Genomic DNA, 26,774 nt, shown 5'->3' with positions numbered 1-26,774 from the left:
ACTAAAAAATAAATACTTATGAAAAAAATAGATTTAAAAAAGTACAGTACAAAATCTGTTGCTTCAGCTATGATAGTGCAAAATTTTTTCAATACAACTCAGAGGGAATGTTCATGGAAGTCGTATGTCTAGATTTAGAAGGCGTGTTGGTTCCAGAAATCTGGATTAACTTTGCCAAAAAAACCGGTATTAAAGAGCTTGAAGCGACGACTCGTGACATTCCTGACTATGATGTACTGATGACCCAACGTCTGAATATTTTAAAACAGCATGATTTAGGCTTGAACGATATTCAGGAAGTGATTGCAGAAATGGGTCCATTCCCAGGAGCAAAAGAATTTGTGAAATGGGTGAGTACGCATTTTCAATTGATTATTCTTTCAGATACTTTCTATGAATTTGCACATCCACTCATGAAGCAACTGGATTGGCCGACGATTTTCTGTCATAAACTGGAAACAGATGAAGCAGGTATGATCTCGGCTTATAAACTTCGTCAGCCAGATCAGAAACGTCAAGCTGTTAAAGCACTGCATGGTTTGAACTTCCGTGTGATTGCGGCAGGGGATTCTTATAACGATACCACCATGCTGGGCGAAGCAGATGCAGGTTTCCTGTTTGATGCACCTGAGAATGTCATTGCAGAATTCCCGCAATTCCCGCCAATTAATGGTTATGACGCGTTAAAAGAAGCCATTCGTAATGCTTCAGTGCGTGATATTCCAGCTTAAAGAATCAAAGTAAATAAAAAAGGCGCTATAAGCGCCTTTTTTATTTAATCTATGAATTAATTAGAAGCGATAACCGATTTTCATACCATAGGCAATTGCAGTGTTGTCTTCAAAACTTCCAACTACGGTGCCTCCAGTCTGCGCCTGAGCATCGCCTAGCCAAAGGTATCTTACACCCGCAGCAATAAAGTAGTTTTCTGCCGGGCTGTATTGACCGCCTAAGCCAACACTCCAGTAACCTTCAATTGGACCTAAAGTCGTTACTGGGTTACCTGCGCCAGAATCATAGCCTATAGACGTTGTGCCTGCCCATTTATTATTGAATTTGTGTGAAAGTCCAATATTCGCCGACCATTGGTCATCAGAGTAGTCAATCAGATTTTGAGCTTTTCCTCTGGCTGCGGTTGCCGCTGCCAATGCTGCCGGTTTGACTGCAAATTGGTCCCAATGTACCCAGCGAATATTGGCGAATGCTAAAGTATCTTTTGCAACGCCCGATTGTAGATCAATATTTACAGACTGCGGTGTAACAACTTCTGTTTGAGTTTTTGGACGAAGAATTGTGCCAAATCCAAATGATTCGGTAGTATCTAGTTCATGCTTAATTTCAGAACGGTATGTCACAGCTGCTTTTAATGCAATCTCTGGGATTGAGTACGCTGCACCAGCAAGCCAGCCGTAGGCTTCTGTTTCCTTAAACTTAATGTCATAACTACCTAGAACTGCAGCACCACCATAAGCTGTGCCGCGTAAAGAAACTTTGCCTTCAACAGTTTGGTAAACTGGGCCTGCGTAGAAGTTCCAGTTTTCATTTGGCTGATATCCAATGAGCGCAGTGATGTTGTTTGTCTTTACTTCAACAGAAGTGCCTTCCAATGTATTTGTTACTGTATTCTGTTGAGCAAAAGCATTAGATTCAGGTGCATATTGCGAGTCTGCACCAAATGGTTGATCATAAAGTAAGCCCAAAGAAATTTGATCTGTTGCTTGCACTTTTACAGCAGCAGTAGGGAAATAATAGTCTTCGCCCATATCGCTGACAGATTTATTACTTCCTCTAGGAGGAAGGTCTTTACCTTCAATTGTTGGATCAATTACTGTAAAACCAGCTTCAGCATAGTTGCCCGATTGAAAAAAAGCAGACATTGATTGCCCAGATCGATCTAGACCGCCAGCTATGACAGAAGTTGTTGGGATTAAGCTGAGCAAAATAGCCGAGCGAAGAGCTGTAAGCTTCATAGGGAACATTCCTTGTTGTAGCTTTATGTAAGTGATTGGCACGAAAAGTAACATAAATACAAAAAGAGTAAATGCTCAACTACGGTTGTAAAATGAACTGAAAAGTTAAAAATTGTACTTGTGTAGAGTAAAAACACTAAAAAAAATATTAATTTTATGATTTATATGGATTTATTTTTAGATGCTGAGTGGCTGATTGAATATTATGCAAAATGTTTAAGTGTTTGTTTATTGCTCAAATGAATCACAAGTGTATAAAAAAGAGCGTAGGTGTCATTGTTGAAAATGAAAAAACCATCTTTGCAGATGGTTTTTTCAGTATTAGTAATTAGAACTTGTAACCGATTTTTAAGCCATAAGCTAAAGCATCATTGTCATTAAATTCTGCAACATAAGTATCTGATCCAAAGTTAGATGCGGCTTGCGCTTTTGCATCGCCTAACCAGAAGTATTTAACACCACCAGCGATAAAGGTTGCAGGTGTTGGACTATATTGAAGTCCTAAGCCAACATTCCAGTAACCTTCAGTTGGGCCAAGAGTTGATATAGGATTACCTGCACCAGAATCCCAACCTACTGAGACATTACCTGCCCATAGATCATTAAATTTACGGCCTACACCTACGTTTGCTGACCATTGGTCATCAGTATAACCAACAATATCAAAGCCATTTGGGTTGTCTGGAGTCTGGCCTAGCGCACCTAGAGTATCTGCAACAGTTCCGAATTGTTTTAGGTCAAGAGAAAAGTCTTTCCAATTCACCCAACGTACATTTGCAAAGGCAACTGTATTTGCCATGATCCCTGTTTGGAAATCAAGGTTAACAGATTGGGGAGTTGTAATATTTGCATCTGTTGCTACATCGTAAACAGGGCTACTGCCAACAAATGCTAATACGTTACTTTGACCATATTCGCGAGCAGATGCTTTGTGGTCAATTTCAGAGCGATAAGTGATAGATGTTTTTAAAGCAATTTCAGGAATTTGATAAGCAAAGCCAGCTAACCAGCCAACTGCACCATCTTCATCTAAATCAGCATTATATAAGCCAAGGCCGTTAGCTGAACCATATGCCGCACCACGTAATTGAACATTACCTTTAATTGTTTGATAAACAGGACCAGCATAAATGTTGAAATTTTCATTTGGCTGGAAACCAAAAATCATAGACAAACTTTGAGTGTCAACTTCTACTTCAGTTGCTTCACCGTTTAAGTGGAACAAACCTGTATTGAGACCAACAAGTGGGTCACTTGTTGAGTATGCAGCATCAGCACCAAATGGTTGGTCATAGATCAAACCAAATGAGAAGTGGTCTGTTACTTGTAATTTAAGAGCAGCTGAGGGGAAGTAGTAATCATCTCCCATGTCAGAAAGATTGCCGCCACCAGCAGTTGAAATAGCCTTCCCAGATACATCTGGATCTAATACAGAAATACCTGCTTCAAAATAGTTACCAGGTTGCAAGAATGCAGAGATTGACTGACCTGAACGATCTAGAGCAGCGGCAAATGCCCCGGTCATTGGTACAGTTGCTAAAATCATTGCTGTCGTTAATGTCTTTAATTTCATTCTACGTCTTTCCTTGAGGTGCAAATGCAAATGTTTGTTGCTCATTTTGTGTTTATGTTTTTTGGCTTTTGGAGAAGTCGGTTAACCGAAATCATTTGTTACTCCGTGTCACAAAAATAGCACAATTAAAATAAGAGTAAATGCTCTAGATATAACTAATCAGTTCAAAAAGTAATCATAATAGAGTTTTTACACCAAAAAATAGCCTCATTTTGAAATAAGTATTTGAAAGTAAAGGAAATAAAATAATGAAGAAAAAATGATTTTTTGTATAAAAAATATTCTAAAAATATGAAGATTAACGCTAATTTTTTGAAGTATAGATCACATTTTGAAAGGATGGTGCGCCCTGCGGGACTCGAACCCACGTCAGTCGCTTAGGAGGCAACTGCTCTATCCAGTTAAGCTAAGGGCACAAAAGAAGGATGAATTTACTGAAAAATAGATCAAAAAAAAGTTATTGCCGGAGCAATAACTTTTTAAGGACTCATAGCTACAGGAGTTGTCTAAGTATTTTTAGGCTTAAGTAACTTAAACAGACCGAACATGACCACGATCCAAAGCGGGATCATCAAAATGGATTCCTGGAATCCTTGCGTCCACATGATGTAAAGAATCGTAACAATAAAACCAAGAACTAGAATATTGCCCACCGGAGACCACAGCGCAGGGAAGGAAGTCTTCTGTCCCAGCTTTTTCATGCTTTGAATAAATTTGAGATGGGTCAGGGTAATCATGGCCCAGTTCAATACCAATGCACCGACTACGATGTAAATCAGATGGCTTAAGGCATCTTCAGGCACGAAGTAGTTAAGTAGTACACAACCGAAAATCAGCGCAGCAGAGAACAATACAGCGGGAATCGGTGTCCCTTGCTTATTCACTTTCATGAAGACTTTAGGTGCATTTCCTTGTTGAGCCAGACCATATAGCATACGGCTGTTGGCGTACATACCACTGTTATATACAGACAATGCTGCTGTCAGGATAATAAAGTTCAGTAAATGTGCTGCCCAGTCAATGCCAAGCTGGCTGAAAATCATCACGAACGGACTTTTGTCCAGACCACCAAGTTCAAGCTGATTCCAAGGCACGAGTGACAACAGAATCGTCAAAGCACCGACATAGAAAATCAGAATACGGAAAACCACCTGATTAATGGCTTTCGGAATGGTTTTTTCCGGATTTTCAGCTTCTGCAGCCGCCATACCGATCAGTTCAATACCACCGAAGGCAAACATCAGGAAGGCCAGCATGTAGAACAGACCTTCAAAACCATTCGGAAAGAAACCGCCCGCGGTCCAAAGATTGCTAAAAGATGCGCCTGAAGAAGGATCAGCAGTCAGGATCAGATACAGACCAAAGACAATCATCGAGATGACCGCAGTCACTTTAATGATGGAAAGCCAGAATTCCGATTCACCGTAGAATTTCACATTGCCGAGGTTGACCAGTGTAATCACGATAAAGAAAAACAGTACCGATGCCCAGGCTGGAATATGCGGCCACCAGTAATTGATATATTTCGCAACCGCAGTAAGTTCGGTCATGGCTACCAGGATATACAGAATCCAGTAGTTCCAACCCGCAAGGAAACCGGGAAATTTTCCCCAGTATTTATAAGCAAAATGGCTGAATGAACCTGCGACAGGTTCATGAACAATCATCTCACCCAATTGACGCATGATTAAAAATGCAATCAGGCCCCCAATGGCATAGCCTAAAATAATAGAAGGACCCGCAGATTGGATCACCTGTGCGGAACCTAAGAATAAGCCTGTGCCAATTGCACCGCCCATGGCGATCAACTGAATATGACGGTTCTTTAAGCCACGCTGAAGTTGTGAAGACTCGTTATTCAAAGTGTTCAGCCCGACAATGGAAAATGATAAGTGGCTGATTGTAATTGATCAGACTAAAGAAGCCTAGTCCATCCTAAGAATGAAATATTGTTGGAGGAATAATAAAAATTATTCATATAAATAACTGAAATAAAATATAAATGAATCAATATATTAATTTTATTGAAAGTGTAACTGACGAGTTCTCTGTTTTCTTGGATAAAACACAAATGCCGTTTTTTTATACTAAGGTCTGGCAGTCAAGCAGTTCTGCTTTCAACATACTATACTTTGAATATAAATATTGAATAACCCGTACGAAAACAAAGACAAGTCAAAGGATGAAATAATTCATGAGTTTTGCCGCCCAAATCAAGATTCCTGCAACCTATATGCGTGGAGGCACCAGTAAAGGTGTTTTCTTTAAGCTGGATGACCTGCCTGTAGAAGCACAACAGCCTGGCCGGATTCGTGACCAGCTTTTGCTACGCGTGATTGGTAGCCCAGATCCATATGGGAAACAGATCGACGGTATGGGTGGTGCCAGTTCCAGTACTAGTAAAACGGTCATTCTGTCAAAAAGCCTGCACGCTGATCATGATGTCGATTATTTATTTGGTCAGGTGTCAATTGACCGTCCTTTTGTAGACTGGAGCGGTAACTGCGGCAATCTGACCGCGGCAGTGGGAGCATTTGCCATTTCCAATGGTCTGGTTGATGCCGAACGTATTCCTGAAAATGGGTTGTGCACAGTACGCATCTGGCAGGCCAATATTCAGAAAACCATTATTGCACATGTGCCGATGCAAGATGGTCAAGTGCAGGAGCTGGGTGATTTTGAACTGGATGGCGTAACCTTTCCTGCGGCGGAAGTGCAGATCGAGTTTCTGGATCCAGCTGATGATGATGCTGAAGGTGGTTCGATGTTTCCGACAGGTAATCTGGTCGATACTTTGGAAGTGCCAAATATTGGCAACTTTGAAGTGACCATGATTAATGCCGGCATTCCAACCGTCTTTTTGAATGCTGGAGATCTCGGCTATAAGGGCACAGAGCTTCAGGATCATATCAATAATGACGTGGCAGCCCTGACAAAATTTGAAACGATTCGTGCCTATGCTGCGAAGCAGATGGGACTGATTCAGGATATTGCCGAAGCCGTAACCCGACAACACACTCCAAAAATTGCCTTTGTTGCACCACCGAGTAGCTATACCTCTTCAAGTGGCAAGACCGTCACTGAATCGGATACCGATATTCTGGTTCGGGCCTTGTCTATGGGTAAACTCCATCATGCCATGATGGGCACGGCTGCGGTGGCTATTGGTACAGCAGCTGCCATTTCCGGAACATTGGTGAACCGGGTCGCAGGTGGGGTAGAGCGTGAAGCGGTGCGTTTCGGTCATCCTTCCGGGACTTTGAGAGTGGGTGCACAAGCAAGTTTTGAAAATGGTGAGTGGAAAGTGAAAAAGGCCATCATGAGCCGGAGTGCCCGCGTCTTGATGGAAGGCTGGGTGCGCGTACCAGAAGATGTTCTCGCTTAAATGCCGTGCATACATTTAGCCTGAATAAAACCACCGATTCTGCGGTGGTTTTTTATGGTTTAAAATCTCTGACGTGCTTATTTGATGTTGAATAGCAAATTTCAGTAGAACAATTCAATTTATGGCTGAAAATTCAAGGCATTTCTAGGTACAATGCCTGATCAGCGTACAGGCATTTATTCGCTTGTCATTTTATTCTTCTGGACTACGTATTCGAGGCGAATGTGTCATCTATCACTGACGTATCAACCCATGCACTCACTCAAGCACAACACCGCATTCAACAGGATTTACTGACCGCTCTGGAAGCTTTTGCCATCCCGGAACCTTTAAGGTCGGCAGTCCATCATGCTGTGATGCTTGGCGGTAAACGAGTACGTCCAGCGCTATGCTATGCCACCGCCGCATTAAAACCCAACCAGAATAGTGCTGCAGTGCGCCGTGCAGCGGTTGCGATCGAGTTTATTCACTGCTATTCACTGGCCCATGATGATCTGCCATGTATGGACAATGATTTGCTGCGCCGTGGTCAGCCGACCTGTCATGTGGCTTATGGAGAAGATACCGCACTTTTGGCAGGTGATATCCTGCAGTCTATGGCTTTTGAAACTTTGAGCAGTCGTCTGTTTGATCAGGGGCCAGCGGTAGAAGCTTCCATTGTACTGAAGCAGATGCAGATTCTGGCAACCGCTTCTTCGAAAATGGTGAATGGTCAGGTTTTAGATTTGCAGTCTGAAGGCAAGAAAATCGATCAGCAAGCACTGGAAAATATTCATCGCAATAAAACCGGTGCTTTGATTAGTGCCGCGATCATGATGGCGGCGGTGACTATTTTTGAGGGTACCGATCTGGCCATTCCTAAATTACGTGAGTTTGGACAGGCGATTGGTCTGGCCTTTCAGGTACAGGACGATATTCTGGATATTATTTCCGATACCGAAGTCTTGGGGAAAACAGCCGGCAAGGATGAACAGGTAGAGAAATCGACCTATCCGGCATTGATGGGGCTAGAGCAGGCCAAAGCCTATGCCGAGCAATTACATGATCAGGCGATCAATGCCTTGAACCATTTTGAAGGGGCGGAAGAGTTGAGGCAAATTACCCAGTTCCTGCTCACGCGCAAAAGCTGATTGGAACATTTTTTCTTCTCAGTTATAAGAGCATTCCATAAAAAAGAGGACTTGAAGTCCTCTTTTTTAGTTGCTACACAATTATTTGCTTTCGTTGTACAGGCGTTCAGCTTCTTCAAAGCGGTCGGTAATTTCTGCTGTTGGTGCTTTACCCATCAGGCTCACCACCACAATCGCCAGCATTGAACAGATAAAACCAGGAACGATTTCATACAGGCCAGTGTCAGCAAACAGGTTCTTCCAGAAAATAACTACGACTGCACCCACGATCATACCGGCCAAAGCACCATTCAAGGTCATGCGTTTCCAGAACAATGACAGGATAATCAGCGGACCAAAGGCGGCACCAAAACCTGCCCAGGCATAGGCCACTAGACCCAGAACTTTAGATTCAGGATTACCCGCCATCCAGATCGCCAGCAAGGCAATCAGTAGCACCATCAAACGGCCAACCCAGACCAGTTCTTTTTGTGAGGCATTTTTACGCAGGAAAGATTTATAGAAGTCTTCCGTTAGAGTACTTGAGCAGACCAATAGCTGACAGCTTAAAGTACTCATTACTGCGGCAAGAATGGCAGCAAGCACCACACCGGCAATCCATGGATTAAACAGGATTTTGGTCAGTTCCATAAATACCGTTTCAGGATTGGCATTCACTGCAGCGGCCAGTTCCGGATGCTGCTGGAAATAGGCGATCCCAAAGAAGCCGGCTGCGACTGCACCGCCCAGACATAGAATCATCCAGGTCATGCCAATACGGCGTGCATTTGGAATCGACTTGACCGAATCGGCTGCCATGAAGCGCACCAAAATATGCGGCTGGCCAAAGTAACCCAGACCCCAGGCGAGCAGAGAAATAATCGCAACAAAGCTCAGATCACCCAGAATATTCATTGCTTGAGGACGAGCAGCTTCCAGTGCCAAAGTTACCTGAGACATATCTGAAAATGCCATCAACGTCACGATTGGTGTCAGCAACAGGGCAAAGATCATCAGACCCGCCTGAATCGTATCGGTCCAGCTGACTGCCAGGAAGCCTCCAATAAATACATAGCTGATGGTGGCAATGGCACTGATCCAGAGTGCGGTACTGTAAGACATGTCGAACATGCTTTCAAACAGGCGTGCACCTGCGACCATGCCGGAAGCACAGTAAATCGCAAAGAAAATCAGAATCACGAAAGCCGAAACAATACGCAGGATTTTCTTCTGGTCGTTAAAACGATTCGAGAAATAATCCGGCAGGGTCAGGGCATTGTGCTGGACTTCGGTATGTACGCGTAAACGGCCAGCGACCAGTAGCCAGTTGAGCCAGGCACCAATAATCAGACCGATGGCAATCCACATTTCAGACAGACCGGAAAGATAAATCGCACCGGGCAGGCCCATCAGGAGCCAGCCACTCATGTCGGAAGCCCCTGCAGAAAGTGCAGTTACGAAACTCCCTAAACGTCGGCCCCCTAAGATGTAATCGGAAAAGTTGCTTGTCGCGCGATAAGCCATCAGGCCAATCACCACCATTGCGACAATATAGAAAAGAAAAGTAATTAAGGTTGGATTTAGGGAGCTCATACGGTATCCATTTTTAAGTTGGACAGTAGATCGAAACAAGGAATAAGATAGCTGCGAAAAGCTTTAATCCGAAAGCCAGGCAATATCAAATCCAGTAGATTTCAAAAATAAACGCGAAATTTAACCATAAATTCACATTTTTTGCTGAGATTTTCTTGTGCCAATAAAAATAGGCAACCCTCGGGCTGCCTATATATAAAGTCAAAAGATAAATTAGTTAGGGCGACCCATGACACCACGAATGGTATTCAGCACATCAGCAGGCAGTACCACGGTCTTGGCATTTGGCGACTTGGCCATATCCTGCATGGCTTTAATATACTGTTCACCCAGTAAATAGGCGACTGGAATTTCATTATCACCAATGGCAGACGTCACCATGTCAATTGCACGTTGTGAAGACTCCGCCAATACCACTTGTGCTTCGGCATCACGGCGTGACGCTTCGAGACGGCCATCCGCTTCCAGAATCGCGGCCTGTTTTTCACCGTCAGCTTTAGTCACAGTCGCACGACGCTGACGTTCAGCAGCGGCCTGTTCTTCCATCGCTGTTTGCATGGTGATAGATGGCTTAATATCCTGAATTTCAACAGTTTTTAAGGTAATACCCCAGTCCGAGATATCATCTGAAATACTGGATTTTAAGCGTGCCTTGATATGGTCACGTGAAGATAGCGCATCATCCAGATCCATTTCACCGACAATCGAACGCAATGAGGTTTGTACCAGGTTCTGAATCGCCCAGGAATAGTTTTCAATCCCGTACACGGCTTTTTCTGGTGTGGTCAGATTAATATAAGCCACGGCATTCATCAGCAGGACCGCGTTATCACGGGTAATCACTTCCTGTGAAGGAATATCCAGAACGATATCTTTGGTTGTGACTTTATAAGCGACTTCATCGACATAAGGAATGACAAAATTCAGACCCGGATTTAGCGTGGTGTGGTATTTCCCCAGACGCTGTACAATCCATTTGTAGCCTTGCGGCACAATCCGCACACCTTTAAATATGGTAATCGCAACAAAGGCCAGAAACGCGATAACAATGATAGAACCACCAGACATAGCTTATTCACCTTATTGATTTTGATAATTCGTGCTGTGAGGTTGTACGACCAGGTCATTACCCAGAATATCCACGACGCGAACGCGGTCTCCGACCTGAACTGGGTCCAGAGTTCGGCATTCCCATTCATCCGAACCTAAAACTGGCATCGGAAAGCGCACCCGGATTTGCCCATGATCCAGATTAGTCTGAATCACCATGCCCACCTGACCAATGGTCGCTTCACGCGATAGACCGGCTTTGGTCTTGTCAATGGAAAGTGGCTTGATAAACTTAAACCAGAGCAGCGTACACAGAACAGAAAGTACGATCCAGGTCAGGAGCTGGGTCGTTAGTCCCATCATCGGGAACATCCAGTACAGGACGCCAACCATGATGGCACCGATCCCGAACCACAGGGCAGCAAATGCGGGCAGCAGTAATTCAGACAGAATCAGAAGAATGCCTAATACAAACCAGTGCCAAGGTTCAAGAACTAATTCCATATCGTGACCTATATCGCTAAGTATTTAATTAATCATCATCTTTATATGATTGATCTTCAATGTAGCAGATGCGGCCGCAGATGAATATAAAAAATTCATGCATCAAAATTTTGCCGGACGTGGCGGTTTAAATGCCGCTGGCGACTGCTTAAAGTTGCTAATGGCTTTTTCAATAGTACGGATTTTCAGCTGAGCAGCCTTTTCACCTTCCAGAATGGTGGCATTGCTGGCTTTCAGGTCTAAAGTGCCGATATGGCCGACTTTAGGCTGGATCACCACAGTGGCCTGACTCAGCTCTTCATTAATACTTTGCTGTCCCATAATATTTAGGGTCTGATCCAGTACGCCCCACATATTCAAGGCTTTATTACCATCCGGACGGGCAGAAATATCCACAGCAATCACAATGTCTGCTCCCATATCTTTGGCCGTCTTGACCGGAATCGGACTGACCAGTCCGCCGTCAACATATTTGGTACCGCTAATCACGGCCGGTACAAATACATTCGGAATACTACAGGAGGCTCGGACCGCCTGTCCGGCATTGCCTTTAATAAAATCTGCTTTGCGGCCATTGTCCAGACGAGTGGCGACTGCCGCAAAACGAATCGGGAACTGCTCAATCGGTTTGTTCGCTACATTCTTGTTGACGAAATCCTGCAATTTTTGTCCGGCAATAATCCCTTGCCGGTTCAAGGTTAAATCGCGGATATCAGATTCTTTAAAATTCAGGGCAATCTGCTGTAACTGATAAGGCGATTTGCCACTGGCATACAGGCTACCGACAAAACTACCGGCACTGGTACCGGTGACGATTTTCGGTTTGATGCCGTGTGATTCGAGCACTTTAATGACGCCAATATGGGCAAAACCTTTGGCACCGCCGCCACCGAGGGCAATGGCGACGACAGGTTCACGGGCTTTTAATGGCGTGGCAGGCGTAGGTGTTTTAGTGGCTTTGTCACAGGCTGCAAGACTGAAACCAAGGCAGCCAATTAAGGCATAACGAGCTAATTTCATTATAAAAACTGGTGATTAAATCAACAAAATTCAGGCTATCACATCAAAAAAAGGCGTATTTGCCTAGTCTTTTTTCAAAAGCTTTTGTAACGGCTTGGCCACCCAGTCCAGATTTTTGGCCGAGAATTTACCTTGATAATGCTGATAAATCTGTTCCAGGTCGTATTCATAATCACCGGTCAGATGGTATACGCCCAGGATATGAATGGTCTTGATATCATAATCAAAGGAAAACATCACAATCGGCAAATGGGCTGCCTTGGCAATATGATAAAAACCGCTGCGAATTTTATCCGGTGCCTTACGTGAACCTTCCGGTGCCATACCGACCCAGATCTGTTCTGATTTTTCAATGATGTCTACAATCTGTCGGGTATGTCCTTGTGGACTATCACGTACCACCGGAACCACACCAATCCATTCCAGAACCGATTTTAGCGGTGTACGAAACAGGCTGTCTTTACCAAAAATCGTAATCTGAATACCAAGACCAAGTAGGGCGTTAAAACCGAGCCAGGCATCAATATTGGAGGTGTGCGGTGAAATAATCGTGACTGCTTTAGGTAAGTCTGGAAATTCGCCTTCTAGACGCCAGCCTTGGGCCAAAAAAAGCTGCCTGAAAAAAGTCCGGCTTAGCTTGCTGCCGCGGGCTGGCACATGCTGCGGGAGTTGGGGGAAACGTATTTGGGCCATTGCTTTTGTCCCTTCCTGAAACTAATTTTTCTTTATTTTTTATTATATTAGACTGTTGTAAAATCCGGATCATTGGCAAAATGTATAGCATCTTAAATGCTGGTGATGCATTTTCACCTTAAGGACTTAGCCTAAATATGCGGAATACCTATATTTTACTGTTTTCCCTATATTGGGCACAGGGGCTTCCGGTCGGATTTATGACGCATGCCTTGCCGGTCATTCTGCGAGCTGAAGGGGTATCGCTGGCGCATATCGGAGGCTTTGGCCTGTTAATGCTGCCTTGGTCGATTAAAATATTCTGGGCACCTTGGGTCGATCGTTATGGGAAGAAATCCCAAGGTCATTACCGTAGCTGGATTATTCCCTTGCAATGGCTGTCAGTTGCTGTCTTGATTGGACTTTCTTTTCTACCCATTCAGGCTTTGAATCAGCCGCTGTATTTACTGCTGTTTTTTATCATACTTTTGTTGATGAATGGTATTGGTGCGACGCAGGATATTGCCACCGATGCATTGGCGGTTAACATTCTGAATCATGAGCAACAGCATTGGGGCAATACCTTTCAGGTCATCGGTTCACGATTGGGATTTATTGTCGGAGGTGGGGCAATATTATGGTTGCTGGATCTGCTGCAATGGCAAAGTACCTTTCTGTTGCTGGCTGCGCTGGTTTTTCTTAATACTTTACCCATTTTATTTTTTAGAGAACCTCAGCATTCAAAAATTATCACGCCAGCTGATAAAGGACCTGCATTCAGCAATATAAAAACCTATTTTCAATACTTCTGGTCGGATTCAACCTTGGCTGTCTGGTTACTGGTTTTATTGACCTTTAAAATCGCCGATGGTTTATCCGGGCCTTTATTAAAACCTTTAATGGTAGATCTCGGACTGAGCTTTAGCCAGATTGGCCTTTATATCACCATGCTGGGAGCCTTGGCTGCCTTGATTGGAGCAGGACTGGCGGGCTGGTGTCTGAAGTACTGGTCTCGCAGCTCGAGTTTGATCGTTTTCTCAATTCTAAAAATATTAAGCTTAATGGGCTACGCCTGGCTGGCTGCCCAGTATGAAGCTCAAAACAAAGTAGAAAATTGGATCATTTATCTGATCAATGCGGCCGAAGACATGGTCTCAGCCATGCTTTTGGTGGTCATGTTGACCTTGGTCATGCAATACAGCCGTAAGCATCTGGCAGGGACAGATTTTACCTTTCAGGTTGCTCTGATGGCCACGGTGAGTGGGGGACTTTATAGCCTGAGTGGCATTTTTGGAGATGCTTTAGGCTATCAAAATTATCTGAATCTGATCGTGATCGTGGCAATTTTCAGTCTAATTCCAATTTTCCGATGGATGAAAGTTGCAGAAAAAGTATAAAATTTCTAAATAATCAACTGTTTGGTTAAATGTTAGCCTAAAGTACTAAATAGAATATATAAATATTAATTTAATAATTTTGTAATATAAGCGCCGTGTGTATTATTTGTTACAAAATAAATTAAGGATTTTTTTGATGAAAACTAAGTTAGCGACAGCAATTGCATTCAGCCTTTTGGCGGGGACAACTTTTGCAGCACCAACTTTTTATGGTGAGATTGATGCCACAGTTGATTATTTACCTGAAGACAATGCTTCACCTGTGTCTGATCGCGATGTTATTGAACTGAATACTAATAATTCATTCTTGGGTTTAAAAGGTGAGGAGAAACTTACTGACCGTTTAAGTGGGCTTTATCAAGCTGAATTTACCTTCTATGTAGACAATGGTGGAAGTACAGATACATTTGTACCGCGTAATCTTTTAGTCGGTCTTAAAGATGAAAAGTTAGGTACAGTAAAACTAGGTAAAATCGATACGCCTGTAAAACAGCTTTCTTCAGTAGTTGATACTTTCAATAACTATGTTGCAAATAAAGCGGATATGGCAGGTATCTTTACCGGTGAAAACCGTATCGATAATGTTGTCGTCTATGAAGCTCCTGGCTTTGCAGTCGGTGAAGGTAAACTAAAAGCAACTGCACTATTAGCTACGGGTGAAGCTGGTGGTATTAGCTCGTCTAAAGGCGGTTCTAAAGTTGCAGGTCGTGGCTTGGGTGATGCATGGTCAGCATCTGTAGTATATGACAGCAAAGCAGTTGTTTTAGGTCTTGGTTACGATAAAGCAATTCCATCAAATTTTGCTGGTCGCGGTATTTTGAATGCATCTGCTCCAGAAGTAACAGGTGGAGCCGCAGGTAGTGTATTTGCTGCTGCAAATACGATCCGTGCGATTGGCCGAGTAAATTTAGATAATGGTTTAGCACTTAAGGCACTTTATCAAGTTTCAGAAGTCGAAGAGACAGCAAATGCTGACAATGACACTTCAGTAACTTGGCTTGAATCAATCAGAGCTATTGATGATCAACAAGCTTGGTTAATTGGAGCTGAATACAATTTGCCAACAGCAAAAGCATGGACAGTAAAAGGTCAATATAGTCAAAGCACAACTGAATTTACTACTGCCAAAGCTGATTATGAAGCTCAACAAATTCTAGTTGGTGCAGACTATGCATTCAGCAAGCAGGTGAAAGCATATGGTTATGCGGGCTACCTAATGTTAGAACAAGGTTCAAATGAAACGGATCAGCCAGTCGTAGGTACAGGTGTTGAATACAAATTCTAATTTAGATTTTGTACTCTAAGAAAAGGCGATGCTTTAGCATCGCTTTTTTTATGCTTAAAACAACAAAACTTAGCAATTTTATGTCTGATCTAACAAGTTTTGGACTGTTAACATGATTGAAAGTTTCAGCACTTCGTTTTAAAAATTATGCCTATTCAAGCTGTTTTATTTGACCTCGACAATACCTTGACCCATCGTGATCTGACGACACAAGCCTATAGCCGTTATCTGGCAGAATATTATGCGCCAGCATTGAAACAGGTCGAGTCTGACAAAATTATCGAGATTGTAAGGCGCATTGATAATGGCGGTTATCCGAAAAAGGAATTGTTGACACATGGCAGTATCGGGGCTTCGGCTGCTTATGCCTTATTGCAGGAGCTATCCTGGTTAAATCCTCCCAGCATAGATGAACTGGCCCAATTCTGGTTCAGCCAGTTTGGCCGTTTCGCCGTAGAAATGCCCGATGCCAAGCAGGTGCTAGAGCAGTTAAAATCCCAAGGCTATCAACTGGCAATTGTATCCAATGGCGGACATGACACCCGTTTAAATACGATTCGGGGTTTGGGTATTGAACCTTATTTTGATGAGATCATCAGTTCGGGACTAGTAGGCTTTAACAAACCACAGCCAGAAATATTCCAGATCACTGCAGAGCGTCTAGGTGTGCAGCCTGCACAGTGCCTGTATATTGGCGACCATCCAATTAATGATGTACAAGGAGCTACAGAGGCCGGAATGCATGCATTATGGATGCAAGGCTTTCATACAGATGCTGAACATATCCAATATAAAATTCAGCAACTGCCGGAAATTTTTGCGCATTTGCAGTTACTGAATCAGGCTTAAGTTATTCTTAAACAGTCAATCGTTTCGGCCCATTGCGAAGAATCACAGCGCGGACATTGCTGGTTGGCATGCGAAAGGGTTTGTACCTGTCCACAGTAAATGCAGGCATATAATTGCCCAGCCTTGACCTGTTGGACTATAGAACAGGTTTTAGGGAAAAGTGGCAGCCCAGGCCGAACCTCATCCGATTTGAAGAACAGGATACTGAACTTACCGTCAGTTTCCAGTAAACCGGTGCGTACCTGACCCAGATGCTCTACGCCTTGCTGGCGCATTTCGGCAAAGAATTCATCATGTGACATCTTACCTTTTTTAATTTCTTCAACGACCAGCACGCCATCTTCTACGATATAAATCGGTTTACCTTCCAGTAGGTCTTCAAACCACTGATATTTCATCATGAGCCAGGTGGTCAGGCGGTACATGATAATAATCACCGACATCACCAGAACTGCCTGAATCAGGGGAATATCTTCAGTAAACATCGGGTCGCCGGCAATCGAACCCAAGCTCAAAATGATAGCGACTTCGAAGATAGAAAGTTGACGTACCCCACGTTTTCCGGTCAGACGCAAAAACAGGATAATCATCGTGTACATCAGGGCACAACGCAGCAAAATTTCTGCGGTAAACTCCCAGGTGGTGTCATTTATAAATATGGTCGCCCAGTCCATTTAAATTCTTTATCCTCATTTTGCTCTTTGGCTCGAGTCTAGCAATATCAGTATTTTATTTGCTGCTGTGTTTATGTAAGTTTATGAATAAAGGTAGATTCTATTTAAAAAAGAAGCTTGAACTTAAAAATCTAGCTATTTGATCTATTGAAAATAAGATAGAGATTTCATGTAAATAATGCATAAAAAATCAGCAGATTAAATTTGAAGAAGATCACATTCTCTACTGTCTATTTTTAAATCTATAAAAGTATTATCCATTTGAAATTTATCAATATATATTCTGAATAATGTGTTTTGAATAATTAGGAGTGTTTAGAAATTTGTAAGCAAATCACTTCATCTTTATAAAAATCTGTAGTTTGTGGCCTGAAAAATAGAGTGATTACACTACTTTAATAAACTGTTTTTAAATTAGAAATTGTGATTTTGACTTCCAACAAGGGATGTATTGTGAAAAGAATATTCACGCTTTTAACGGTTATGGGTTTAAGTACAGCGGTCTGGGCAGATGCGGATTGGGATTATACTCAGCCTGAGCAATGGTCGACTTTGAGCCAGAAATATTCGGCCTGTAATGGTCTGAACCAGTCACCAATCAATATTGAACGAACAGTGAAAGCAGAACTGGAACCACTCAAGTTCAGCTATAACACCATGATTCATGCGATCGAAAATAAAGGTCATACCGTTCAGGTGGATTTTGCGCAAGGTGGTGAATTGCAGCTGGATGGCGATACCTTTGTACTGAAGCAGTTTCATTTGCACAGCCCGAGTGAAAACCTGATCAAGGGTAAAAGCTATCCACTGGAAATCCACTTTGTCCATGCCAATGCCAAAGGTGAGCTGGCTGTGGTGGGGATGATGTTTGAACAGGGACAGGAAAGTCAGATGCTCAAACGCATGTGGAGTCGCCTACCAAAAAAACAGGGTGAAAAAGTGGTTTTGAAAACGCCACAAGCGGTGAATCAGATGTTGCCTAAGAATCTGGATTATTATCGCTTTAGCGGCTCGCTGACCACACCTCCGTGTTCGGAAGGCGTACGCTGGCTGATTCTGAAAGATATTCAGCAGGCTTCTGCCAAGCAGATTTCGGAATTTACCAAACTGATGGGGCATCCAAATAACCGTCCGGTACAGTCCTTGAATGGCCGTGTAGTGCTGGAATAATCAATATGAGAGCGAAAAAGCAGACTTTGGTCTGCTTTTTTTAATTCTGATACAAATTTCGAAAGGGCACACTGAAAAGGACTTTGTGACGAAAGCTGAAAGATTTAATATGGATATTATTTCTTCTTTGACCTTCTCCTGCCATGCTCTTTGACTTAAAAACCATGATTCAGCCATTCACAGCGCTTTCGCCACAGCAGAAGAAGCTGGATCATCTGATTGATAAAATCGAGCAACAGAAACAGGAATTACACCAATGGCAACAGGCTGAAGAAGATCTGCAGCAATATACCCATAAAACCTTCATGCCAGTTTACCATGAATTGCATGGCGTACTGTTCAAGCAGCTGGAACAGCTCTGGAAGCACCTGCAGGAAACCACATTTTCCAAGGCAGAACTGGTGGTGCTGGATGAAAAGATTCAATACCTTGCAAATTATCTAAAAGACTCTCAGGCAATGTCGGTGCAACAAGCTCATAAAGTGAATGAAATCTTCACTTACTATCAGCAACGTGCCGAACATGCCCAATTCAGAAAAAGCCAAAAGAAAGTAAATGAACTGGAAACATTTTTTAAGAATGAGCATCCCTCAGATCTTGCAGATGTAGAAGTATTTGAAGAATGGGAATCAGATCATTTTCAGCAGGCACGTGAGCAGGCCAGATTAAAACGCCAGCAGGAAAAACAGGAACAGGCAGCAGCGATGGCAGAGCAGTCATTGAAAACCGTTTATTTAAAAATTGCTGCCATCATTCACCCTGACCGTGAAGTGAATGATGTCAAAAAAATCAAGAAAACTGAATTATTGCAACGTGCCAACGAGGCGTATGCAGAGCAGGACCTGTTTACGTTACTAAGAATGCAACTACAAATTGAACAAGATCAGGATGTTTCACAAAAAGGTTTAAGTGCAGAGCAACTCAAGTTTTATCAACTCGCTTTGGATGCACAGAGTCAGAAATTACAAGATCAGATCGATGTATTGATACATAGATTAGTCTGGTCACAAAAAACCAGAATTGCAGTAAAAAAGGCGAAAGGCAAAGTTCAGATTGCTGACCTGTATAAGCAAATCGATGAAGATACTTCAGCCATCAAACAGCAGATTAAAGTAGAAAAAGAACGCCTGATGTATATCAAAAAGGTAAGTGGCTTGGAGATGTTTTTAAGGCATGGGATGCTTTAATCTCTTATTCGTATAATAACTCTAGATGTAATAATGAAAATTCCCTCTCCTGTTAGGAGATGAGCATCCTCAGAATATATTCTGAGTGCGCAAGGGTGAGAGCTATTTTAAGATTCACCTCTCCCAGAGGGAGAGGGAGTCGTAACTGATTAGATGCCATCAATTAATTTAATAATGAACGTTCCCTCTCCTTTTAGGAGAGGGCTAGGGAGAGGTTATAAAATTTGATAATCTAAAGAAAATAATAAAAACATAAGCCTATGAATAAAAAATTCGATCCCCAACTATTACAATTTGCCAAATCCATGCGCCACACCACCACCGATGCTGAAAACTTGATGTGGCAACTGCTTCGTGCCAAACGTTTTATGAATCTGAAATTCCGTCGTCAGCACGTGATTGCACCATACATTTTGGATTTTTACTGTCATGAAATTGGTTTAGTCATTGAGCTGGATGGCGGTCAGCATGGAACAGATGATGCGATTGAATACGATGTTGAACGAACCAAGTTTTTAGAGGCTGTGGGTTTAACTGTTGTACGGTATTGGAATCATGATGTTTTAGGAAGGACGGATGTGATTTTAGAGCATTTATGGCAAGTATGTACTGAATTAAAGCAGACCTCTCCCTAACCCTCTCCTAAAAGGAGAGGGAATATTCATTACTAAATTCATGCAGGCATTAAATCCAATGACACTCCCTCTCCCTCGGGGAGAGGGCTGGGGTGAGGGTAATTGATCTTTTACTATATATAGTGTTTTTAATTATTAAATTATCTATATATAGTGTTTTTAATTTGACATTACATTAATGGATTTATATGATTAAAACTTAGAATAAAAAGGTATAAATATGTCGATATTGAGTTGGGATGATTTTGAGGATGGTAGTAATAGTAGTTCCTCGTTGCCCAGTAGAAATAGTAAGTTAAAACTCGCATTAGATATATTAGCAGGTGTTTTATCACGTCTAGGTAATACTGAGCGTGAAAGAACTATATTTGCCCATTTCCAAAAGATGTATCACAATCTATTATCAAAAATAGGCATTCTCGTTGATTTAGATACTTTCCTTTATCACTATATCAATAGAGAAGTTTCTAAATTTTTTTCAAAATCCTTAAAGGGTAATGAATCGGTAAGTTTACAAACATTCTTTAAAATTATTCTATTAGTAGCTTTACCAATTATTTTTATAACCACTCGTAATTTTTCAATTCAAAAAAATCTTTCTATCTCTGCTTGAGTAACTCCTATGACCAAACTGTATTTATTTACACGTTTGGGGCATATCATTAAAAAACTCAGACGTGTAGTCCAAAATTCTATTTAGAAGGTAAAGAATTTATGGCTAGACGTAAAAAGTCAAAAGCTAAAAAAAGAACTAAGGTTGTTAAATCTCAGCCAATTATCATTATTAATGAGCAACCAGAAAGTTTGCGATATTGGCAGCAGGTGTTAGTAATATTAATAGTTCCGCTATTTAATTGGATAAAAGAAATTATCCAAACATATTGGAATTAAAAAAATCCCCTCACTAAGAGGGGATTTTTTTGAATCAAACTACAGCCTTAAAGCGCTGCAATTTGCTCCATATTCGCTTTAATCTTCGCTAACTGATCAGCAAACTCAGCAAGTTTCACTTTCTCACCTTCAACCACAGCTGCAGGTGCTTTTGCCACAAAACCTTCGTTAGAGAGCTTAGTTGCAATTTGGTCATGTTGCTTTTGAACCTTGTCTAAGTCTTTTTGAAGACGACCCAATTCCGCTTTCGGGTCAATTAAACCCTTCATTGGAACGTATACAGACACGTGACCAACGACAGATGAAGAAGACAATGGTGGTTGTTCGCCATCAGCAAGGAAAGTAATGCTTTCAACTTTTGCCAATGCTTTGAACAATGCTTCAATACGTGTGATCTGTGCTTTTTCAGCTTCAGTCGTATTTTGCAAAAGAACAGGCAACAAACGAGCATTACCTAGACCCATCTCACCACGGATGTTACGTACCGCACCAATCAAACCTTGCAGCCATTGCATGTCTGCTTCAGCCTGGTCATTCATCAATGCTTGCTCAGCAACAGGGTACGGCGCCAACATAATAGTTTCGCCAGTGATGCCAAGTTTCGGCGCAAGTGTTTGCCAGATTTCTTCAGTCAAGTACGGCATTAACGGATGAGCTAAACGTAAAGACGCTTCCATTACCGAAAGAAGAACACGACGTACTTCAGCTTTACGCTCTTCAGACACATTTTCATCGTTCAGAACCGGTTTGGTTAACTCAACATACCAGTCACAGTATTCATTCCAGATGAATTCATAAATCGCTTGCGCAGCTAGGTCTAAACGGTAGGTTGCAAATGCTGTTTGCACCGCTTGTTCCGCTTTTTGCAGACGGCTTACGATCCATTGTTCAGGCAACTCCCAAAGGTCTTGACGTGCTTCTGAACCAATCGTTTGACCTTCGACATTCATCATCACGAAACGCGTTGCGTTCCAGATTTTGTTGGCAAAGTTACGGTAGCCTTCAACACGTTTCATGTCGAACTTGATGTCACGACCAGTATTGGCAAGCGCACAGAAGGTGAAACGAACTGCATCGGTACCGTAAGACTGAATTCCTTCAGGGAATTCTTTACGGGTTGATTTTTCAATCTTCGCTGCCTGTTTCGGGTTCATCAAACCTGTGGTACGTTTTTGTACTAAAGTTTCAAGATCCACACCATCAATCAAGTCTAATGGGTCAAGCACGTTACCCTTCGATTTAGACATCTTCTGACCTTCGCCATCACGTACCAGACCGTGAACGTACACAGTCTTGAACGGCACTTGAGGCGTACCATCTTCATTCTTCATGAAGTGCATGGTCAGCATGATCATGCGGGCAACCCAGAAGAAGATGATGTCAAAACCGGTTACCAGTACCTCTGTCGGGTGGAAGGTATTCAGGAAGTAGTTTTCTTTGTCTTTTGCTTCGTCGCCAGTCCAACCTAAGGTTGAGAATGTCCAGAGACCTGAAGAGAACCATGTATCCAGTACGTCTTCGTCTTGGTTCAATTGAACATCGGCAGGAATATTGTTTTTCGCCCGAACTTCAGCTTCGTCACGACCAACATAAACACTGCCTTCCGCATCGTACCAAGCAGGGATACGGTGACCCCACCATAATTGACGCGAGATACACCAGTCTTGGATGTTGTTCATCCACGCCATGTACATGTTGCTGTACTGCTCAGGTACGAACTTGATACGACCGTCTTGAACCGCTTCAATGGCAGGTTTCGCAAGAGGCGCGATTTTTACATACCATTGGTCTGTTAATAACGGCTCAACGATCACGCCTGAACGGTCACCGCGAGGGGGTTTCAATGTATAAGGTTGGATTTGGTCTAACCAGCCTTCAGCTTCTGCTTGTTCAACCAGTTTTTTACGTGCTTCAAAACGTTCTAAACCAATGTAGTCCGCAGGTGCAGGGATGGTTTTAGAAATTTGTTCGCCCGCTTTCGCGATGTATTCAAACTCAGCAAGAACTTCAGCATTTTTGTTGAAGATGTTGATGATTGGCAATTCGCAACGTTTACCTACTTCATAGTCATTGAAGTCATGCGCAGGGGTGATTTTCACACAGCCTGTACCGAATTCTTTATCGACATATTCGTCTTTAACGATTGGAACCGCACGACCAGTGATTGGCAGGATGATGTTTTTACCCACCAGATCCGTATAACGTTCATCATCAAGTGCAACGGCAACAGCTGTATCACCAAGTAGTGTTTCAGGACGTGTTGTAGCTACTACGATGTGATCTTTACCATCATGCGTGCGCAATGATTTGTCTTCAAAGAAGTATTTGAAGTGCCAGAGTGAACCTGCTTCTTCTTTATCAGACTCAACTTCCAGGTCAGAAAGGGCAGTTTGCAGTTTTGGATCCCAGTTCACCAGACGTTTGCCGCGGTAGATCAGGCCTTCTTCGTGAAGTTTTACAAACACTTCTTTTACTGCGTTTGATAAACCATCATCCATCGTGAAGCGTTCACGTGACCAGTCAACCGAAGAACCTAAGCGACGGATTTGACGGGTAATGTTACCGCCAGACTGTTCTTTCCATTCCCAGACTTTTTCGATGAACTTTTCACGACCCAGGTCATGACGGCTAACCCCTTGTGCACCCAGCTGACGCTCAACCACCATTTGCGTTGCAATACCTGCGTGGTCAGTACCCGGTTGCCAAAGCGTATTTTTACCAGACATACGGTTGAAACGCGTCAAGGCATCCATGATGGCATTGTTGAAACCATGACCCATGTGCAGGCTACCAGTGACGTTTGGTGGCGGAATCATGATACAGAAAGATTCGCCTTTTTCAGACGGCTTAAAGTAACCACGCTCTTCCCAAGTTTGGTACCATTTTTTCTCGATCTCGGTCGGATCGTAGGTTGTCGCGATATTTTGCGCTGAGTCAGTCATAGTCTAAACAGATCAAAAGTGAATGAAAAATTGCATCTATTGTAGCAAAAAAAATAGTGCGTGCGGCAGCTTAACCAAATGCAAACTTTAGCCAATTGGCATGTATAGCAACTCATCGTATGATAGAACGATAAAAAAACGCGACTCATCGCAGCATATCAAAAAGGATAATAAGATGAGCTATAGCATTTCCCTGAAGCTTCAACCCGAAACCCATCAGCGCTTTAAAGATCTTCATTCCAGATTAAATGCCGGCGAGCGAGACAGTCTTGCCAGACCCTTAGGTGAAAATCTGGCCGATATGGCCTGTGAAATTATTGACCAGATTTTTGGTCAGGTGGTGCAGCTGGCCAATTCACCGGACAGTGATTCCGAAAAAGTGATTCAGCAGATTATGCATAACACCCGTAAATATATGCCGTGGTCGGTTTCGTTGTTTGGCAATGAGCGGCTGATGCCTATGGTGAACTATTTGCATCGCATGACCTATGAGTATCAAGGTGATGCTTTTGTCCGTTATCCGGTAGAAAAATTGCTGGTGATGGAACTGCTCGGCTGTATTGACCAGATGAAAAATGGTAATCACCAATATGTATCACCCGCTTTAAAAGCCTTTACTCAGGTGGTCGATCAAGGGGTGACGCATTTAATCCGTGAACCGAAAAAAATGTTGAAATTTAATGTCGTGGTCGATAAAACCTTGAATGGGGTGATTCATTTAACCACCCAGTTAGGCTATAAACGTTTTGACAAGCTCGGTAGCATCTATGATGCCGATACCATGAGTTATTATTTTGAGCATTTGCTGGTATTTCTGGAAGATGAAATGCCGTACCATATTCATTAAAACAAGGGAAACAGGATTTCATGGCGAAAGTTGAAGACTTAAATGGAAAAGTGGTCTGGATTACCGGCGCATCTTCAGGGATTGGCAAGGCGATTGCCCAGCAATGTGCTGCACTTGGGGCACAGGTGGTACTGACTGCACGCCGAGAGGAAGAACTGGAAAATGTTCGCCAAAGTCTCACCAATCCGGATCAGCATATTTCAGTTATTGCCGATATCACAGATGAAAGCCAGGTTCGTCATGCCTATGAACAGGTTTTGCAACAAAAAGGCCGGATTGACTGGCTGATTAATAATGCAGGACTCAGTCAACGTGCCCTGATTCAGCACACCACCATGCAGACTGAACGCGCTATTATGGAAGTCGATTATTTCTCGCAGGTATTTCTCACCAAAATGGTATTGCCGACCTTTCTGGCACAAAAATCAGGTCGTATCGTGTTTATTTCCAGTGTGGCAGGTTTGCTTGGCACCCAGTATCGCGCCTCCTATTCAGCAGCCAAAGCAGCGATTCATATGTGGGCCAATAGTTTACGTGCTGAAGTTGCTGATCAGGGCGTTCAGGTCTCAGTGATATTCCCGGGCTTTGTTCAAACCAATGTGTCGTTTAATGCTTTAAATGGGGAAGGCAAGCCACAAGCCAAGCAGGATGAAGCGATTGAAAATGGTCTGTCGGCAGAAGATTTTGCCCGTCAAACAGTACAAGCCTTGCAGTGCGGCGAAGAATATATCGTGATTGGCGGAAAGAAAGAAAAACTTGGTGTGCTAGTTTCACGTATTTCCCCCAAGGTGCTGTACAAAATGATTCGCAAGACCAAGGTGAAATAAGAGATTTAAAGTTTTATCAAATTCAGGCAATTTTCTCTTGAGCGAATTGAACCTGATTACGGCCCATCTGTTTGGCCTGATACATGGCATGATCAGCCGCTAAAGTGGCTTCTTTAATCTGATTAGGATGATTGAAGAAGCTGACTCCGATACTGATAGTCAGGTAAATATGCTGCTGTTCATGATGTAATGGGGTTTCTTCAAGCTGTAACCGGATCCGTTCAGCAATTTTAAAGGCGGCATCTTTTTGAATGTCATGCAAGACGAGCAGAAACTCTTCACCACCAATACGTGACACTTGGTCTTTGTCCCGAATATTGGCTTTAAATATCTGACTGATATGTTGTAAAACCAGATCACCGACCTGATGTCCATAACGATCATTAACGGCTTTGAAATGATCTAGATCTGCCATCAAAACTGCATGCTGTAAGGCGGGATTGGGATCTATTTTTTGAATATAGGCTTCAAAGCCACGACGGTTTAATAATCCGGTCAGCGGGTCGTGATGGCGCTCCCGTTGCAACTTTCGCACCAGATCCAAAATTGCACAGCCAATGAATAAACCTAAAAAGATCAGATCAATCAGCAGCAGGAGCAGCTGCGTAAATGCCCATGCCGGTTCGTAATGGGCGACAAATCCCTGATCCTCAAGTAAAACAGAGAATAGCAAGGCACGACCCATGATGATGAACGCGGTCGCGAGGGTAAAAATTTTCAGGTAACTGTCGATACGTAAGCGTGTACTCGTCCGAATAAAGGCAATCGGGCGGTGCAAATAAATTGCCGCAGTAATGCTACCAATAATCAGCAAACGGGCAGTCTGGTCAGCAGTCACTTGGGTAAAGTAGTAAATGCCAAACGCACCCAAGGCAATCAGGTAAATATAGTTTGGCCATACATAGTCGATTTTTAAACGCTCATAAATGGCTTTGCTGTGAAAGGTACAGGACAAGAAGTAAAGAGCAGCAATGAAACTGGAGATTTCAACTAAAACTGCTGCAGATAAAACGGTATTGAGTAATATCGTTACGCCAATCAGAATCAGTGCATAAGCATAAGATCTTAAATAATTAGGTAAGCCTTTATAATAGGAAATACTCAGCGTGATGATCCCCAGGCTCGACATGATGCTGGGCACGAGTAGACTGTAAAAATTCAAATCCGGGATCAGCGTGTTAGATTATAATGTGA

Annotated in this window: 24 protein-coding genes and 1 tRNA gene; 13 read left to right on the top strand and 12 right to left on the bottom strand. The window is 42.8% G+C overall.

The annotated features are described in order from the left end of the window. The first annotated feature begins 113 nt into the window (after positions 1-113). Positions 114-731 carry a bifunctional phosphoserine phosphatase/homoserine phosphotransferase ThrH gene (thrH, locus tag AC13CK_RS11020; protein ID WP_311203661.1) on the top strand — a complete coding sequence of 206 codons (618 nt, stop codon included), beginning with the start codon at positions 114-116 and terminating at the stop codon, positions 729-731. Between the two features lie 60 nt (positions 732-791). Here the strand turns inward: thrH and AC13CK_RS11015 are convergent, their stop codons facing one another. From AC13CK_RS11015 to AC13CK_RS11000, 4 genes are all read right to left on the bottom strand, one after another. Continuing rightward, the gene (locus AC13CK_RS11015; protein ID WP_311203660.1) at positions 792-1,970 is read right to left on the bottom strand and encodes an OmpP1/FadL family transporter; all 1,179 of its coding nucleotides are present in this window, start codon (positions 1,968-1,970) and stop codon (positions 792-794) included. Positions 1,971-2,298: 328 nt separating this feature from the next. Continuing rightward, complete coding sequence (locus AC13CK_RS11010) at positions 2,299-3,543, bottom strand: OmpP1/FadL family transporter (protein ID WP_178928423.1); 1,245 nt, start codon at positions 3,541-3,543, stop codon at positions 2,299-2,301. Positions 3,544-3,883: 340 nt separating this feature from the next. Continuing rightward, positions 3,884-3,959: transfer RNA gene (locus AC13CK_RS11005), tRNA-Arg, on the bottom strand. A gap of 90 nt (positions 3,960-4,049) precedes the next feature. Then, positions 4,050-5,405, bottom strand: a complete 1,356-nt coding sequence (locus tag AC13CK_RS11000; protein ID WP_482831197.1) for an amino acid permease — start codon at positions 5,403-5,405, stop codon at positions 4,050-4,052. A gap of 332 nt (positions 5,406-5,737) precedes the next feature. Here AC13CK_RS11000 and prpF point away from each other — a divergent pair, with 332 nt between their 5' ends. Continuing rightward, a complete protein-coding gene (gene prpF / locus AC13CK_RS10995; RefSeq protein WP_482831196.1) occupies positions 5,738-6,928 on the top strand; it encodes a 2-methylaconitate cis-trans isomerase PrpF in 1,191 nt (396 codons plus the stop codon). A gap of 224 nt (positions 6,929-7,152) precedes the next feature. Further along, the gene (locus tag AC13CK_RS10990; RefSeq protein WP_482831195.1) at positions 7,153-8,058 is read left to right on the top strand and encodes a polyprenyl synthetase family protein; all 906 of its coding nucleotides are present in this window, start codon (positions 7,153-7,155) and stop codon (positions 8,056-8,058) included. An 81-nt stretch (positions 8,059-8,139) separates the two neighbouring features. Here AC13CK_RS10990 and putP read toward each other — a convergent pair whose 3' ends face one another. The 5 genes from putP to AC13CK_RS10965 all read right to left on the bottom strand — a co-directional run bounded on the left by putP (position 8,140) and on the right by AC13CK_RS10965 (position 12,897). After that, positions 8,140-9,630, bottom strand: coding sequence for a sodium/proline symporter PutP (gene putP, locus AC13CK_RS10985; RefSeq protein ID WP_044111220.1), 1,491 nt, complete (start codon positions 9,628-9,630; stop codon positions 8,140-8,142). A 213-nt stretch (positions 9,631-9,843) separates the two neighbouring features. Then, entirely contained in the window at positions 9,844-10,698 is an 855-nt protein-coding gene (locus tag AC13CK_RS10980) for an SPFH domain-containing protein (protein ID WP_004279377.1), read from the bottom strand. Positions 10,699-10,710: 12 nt separating this feature from the next. Further along, on the bottom strand, positions 10,711-11,184 hold the full coding sequence (locus AC13CK_RS10975) for an NfeD family protein (RefSeq protein WP_005104688.1): 474 nt from the start codon (positions 11,182-11,184) through the stop codon (positions 10,711-10,713). A 102-nt stretch (positions 11,185-11,286) separates the two neighbouring features. Continuing rightward, entirely contained in the window at positions 11,287-12,204 is a 918-nt protein-coding gene (locus AC13CK_RS10970; RefSeq protein ID WP_425879662.1) for a patatin-like phospholipase family protein, read from the bottom strand. Between the two features lie 63 nt (positions 12,205-12,267). Further along, complete coding sequence (locus AC13CK_RS10965; RefSeq protein WP_425879664.1) at positions 12,268-12,897, bottom strand: 1-acyl-sn-glycerol-3-phosphate acyltransferase; 630 nt, start codon at positions 12,895-12,897, stop codon at positions 12,268-12,270. A 137-nt stretch (positions 12,898-13,034) separates the two neighbouring features. Here AC13CK_RS10965 and AC13CK_RS10960 point away from each other — a divergent pair, with 137 nt between their 5' ends. The 3 genes from AC13CK_RS10960 (at position 13,035) to AC13CK_RS10950 (ending at position 16,407) form a co-directional block, all read left to right on the top strand. Beyond that, entirely contained in the window at positions 13,035-14,273 is a 1,239-nt protein-coding gene (locus AC13CK_RS10960) for an MFS transporter (RefSeq protein ID WP_425879666.1), read from the top strand. Positions 14,274-14,409: 136 nt separating this feature from the next. After that, positions 14,410-15,558, top strand: a complete 1,149-nt coding sequence (locus AC13CK_RS10955; RefSeq protein WP_312584714.1) for a porin — start codon at positions 14,410-14,412, stop codon at positions 15,556-15,558. Positions 15,559-15,705: 147 nt separating this feature from the next. Then, positions 15,706-16,407, top strand: a complete 702-nt coding sequence (locus tag AC13CK_RS10950; protein ID WP_425879669.1) for an HAD family hydrolase — start codon at positions 15,706-15,708, stop codon at positions 16,405-16,407. Here the strand turns inward: AC13CK_RS10950 and AC13CK_RS10945 are convergent. Continuing rightward, positions 16,404-17,081 (bottom strand): DUF421 domain-containing protein, encoded by a 678-nt coding sequence (locus AC13CK_RS10945; RefSeq protein ID WP_004279384.1) that lies wholly within the window; start codon positions 17,079-17,081, stop codon positions 16,404-16,406. The two genes, AC13CK_RS10950 and AC13CK_RS10945, sit on opposite strands and share 4 nt — an antisense overlap. A gap of 483 nt (positions 17,082-17,564) precedes the next feature. Here AC13CK_RS10945 and AC13CK_RS10940 point away from each other — a divergent pair, with 483 nt between their 5' ends. The 5 genes from AC13CK_RS10940 to AC13CK_RS10920 all read left to right on the top strand — a co-directional run bounded on the left by AC13CK_RS10940 (position 17,565) and on the right by AC13CK_RS10920 (position 20,964). After that, on the top strand, positions 17,565-18,251 hold the full coding sequence (locus tag AC13CK_RS10940; protein WP_425879784.1) for a carbonic anhydrase: 687 nt from the start codon (positions 17,565-17,567) through the stop codon (positions 18,249-18,251). Positions 18,252-18,394: 143 nt separating this feature from the next. Continuing rightward, complete coding sequence (locus AC13CK_RS10935; RefSeq protein ID WP_004646241.1) at positions 18,395-19,438, top strand: coiled-coil domain-containing protein; 1,044 nt, start codon at positions 18,395-18,397, stop codon at positions 19,436-19,438. Positions 19,439-19,698: 260 nt separating this feature from the next. Next, positions 19,699-20,073 carry an endonuclease domain-containing protein gene (locus tag AC13CK_RS10930; protein ID WP_425879672.1) on the top strand — a complete coding sequence of 125 codons (375 nt, stop codon included), beginning with the start codon at positions 19,699-19,701 and terminating at the stop codon, positions 20,071-20,073. Positions 20,074-20,293: 220 nt separating this feature from the next. Further along, complete coding sequence (locus AC13CK_RS10925) at positions 20,294-20,686, top strand: hypothetical protein (RefSeq protein WP_425879674.1); 393 nt, start codon at positions 20,294-20,296, stop codon at positions 20,684-20,686. 101 nt (positions 20,687-20,787) lie between these two features. Further along, positions 20,788-20,964 carry a hypothetical protein gene (locus tag AC13CK_RS10920; RefSeq protein WP_155237102.1) on the top strand — a complete coding sequence of 59 codons (177 nt, stop codon included), beginning with the start codon at positions 20,788-20,790 and terminating at the stop codon, positions 20,962-20,964. 47 nt (positions 20,965-21,011) lie between these two features. Here AC13CK_RS10920 and AC13CK_RS10915 read toward each other — a convergent pair whose 3' ends face one another. Continuing rightward, a complete protein-coding gene (locus tag AC13CK_RS10915; RefSeq protein WP_425879677.1) occupies positions 21,012-23,906 on the bottom strand; it encodes a valine--tRNA ligase in 2,895 nt (964 codons plus the stop codon). Between the two features lie 175 nt (positions 23,907-24,081). On the opposite strand from AC13CK_RS10915, the gene AC13CK_RS10910 reads away from it, so the two are divergent. Together AC13CK_RS10910 and AC13CK_RS10905 are read left to right on the top strand one after the other, a co-directional pair. Continuing rightward, the gene (locus AC13CK_RS10910; protein ID WP_425879679.1) at positions 24,082-24,753 is read left to right on the top strand and encodes a hypothetical protein; all 672 of its coding nucleotides are present in this window, start codon (positions 24,082-24,084) and stop codon (positions 24,751-24,753) included. 20 nt (positions 24,754-24,773) lie between these two features. Beyond that, positions 24,774-25,580, top strand: coding sequence for an SDR family oxidoreductase (locus AC13CK_RS10905; protein WP_425879681.1), 807 nt, complete (start codon positions 24,774-24,776; stop codon positions 25,578-25,580). A gap of 22 nt (positions 25,581-25,602) precedes the next feature. Here AC13CK_RS10905 and AC13CK_RS10900 read toward each other — a convergent pair whose 3' ends face one another. Further along, positions 25,603-26,709, bottom strand: a complete 1,107-nt coding sequence (locus AC13CK_RS10900; RefSeq protein WP_195726078.1) for a GGDEF domain-containing protein — start codon at positions 26,707-26,709, stop codon at positions 25,603-25,605. Between the last annotated feature and the right edge of the window lie 65 nt (positions 26,710-26,774).

It is taken from the genome of Acinetobacter sp. L-24, assembly GCF_056857555.1.
Note: the sequence above shows the minus strand (reverse complement) of the source record. Positions and strands in the feature narration are given on the sequence as shown.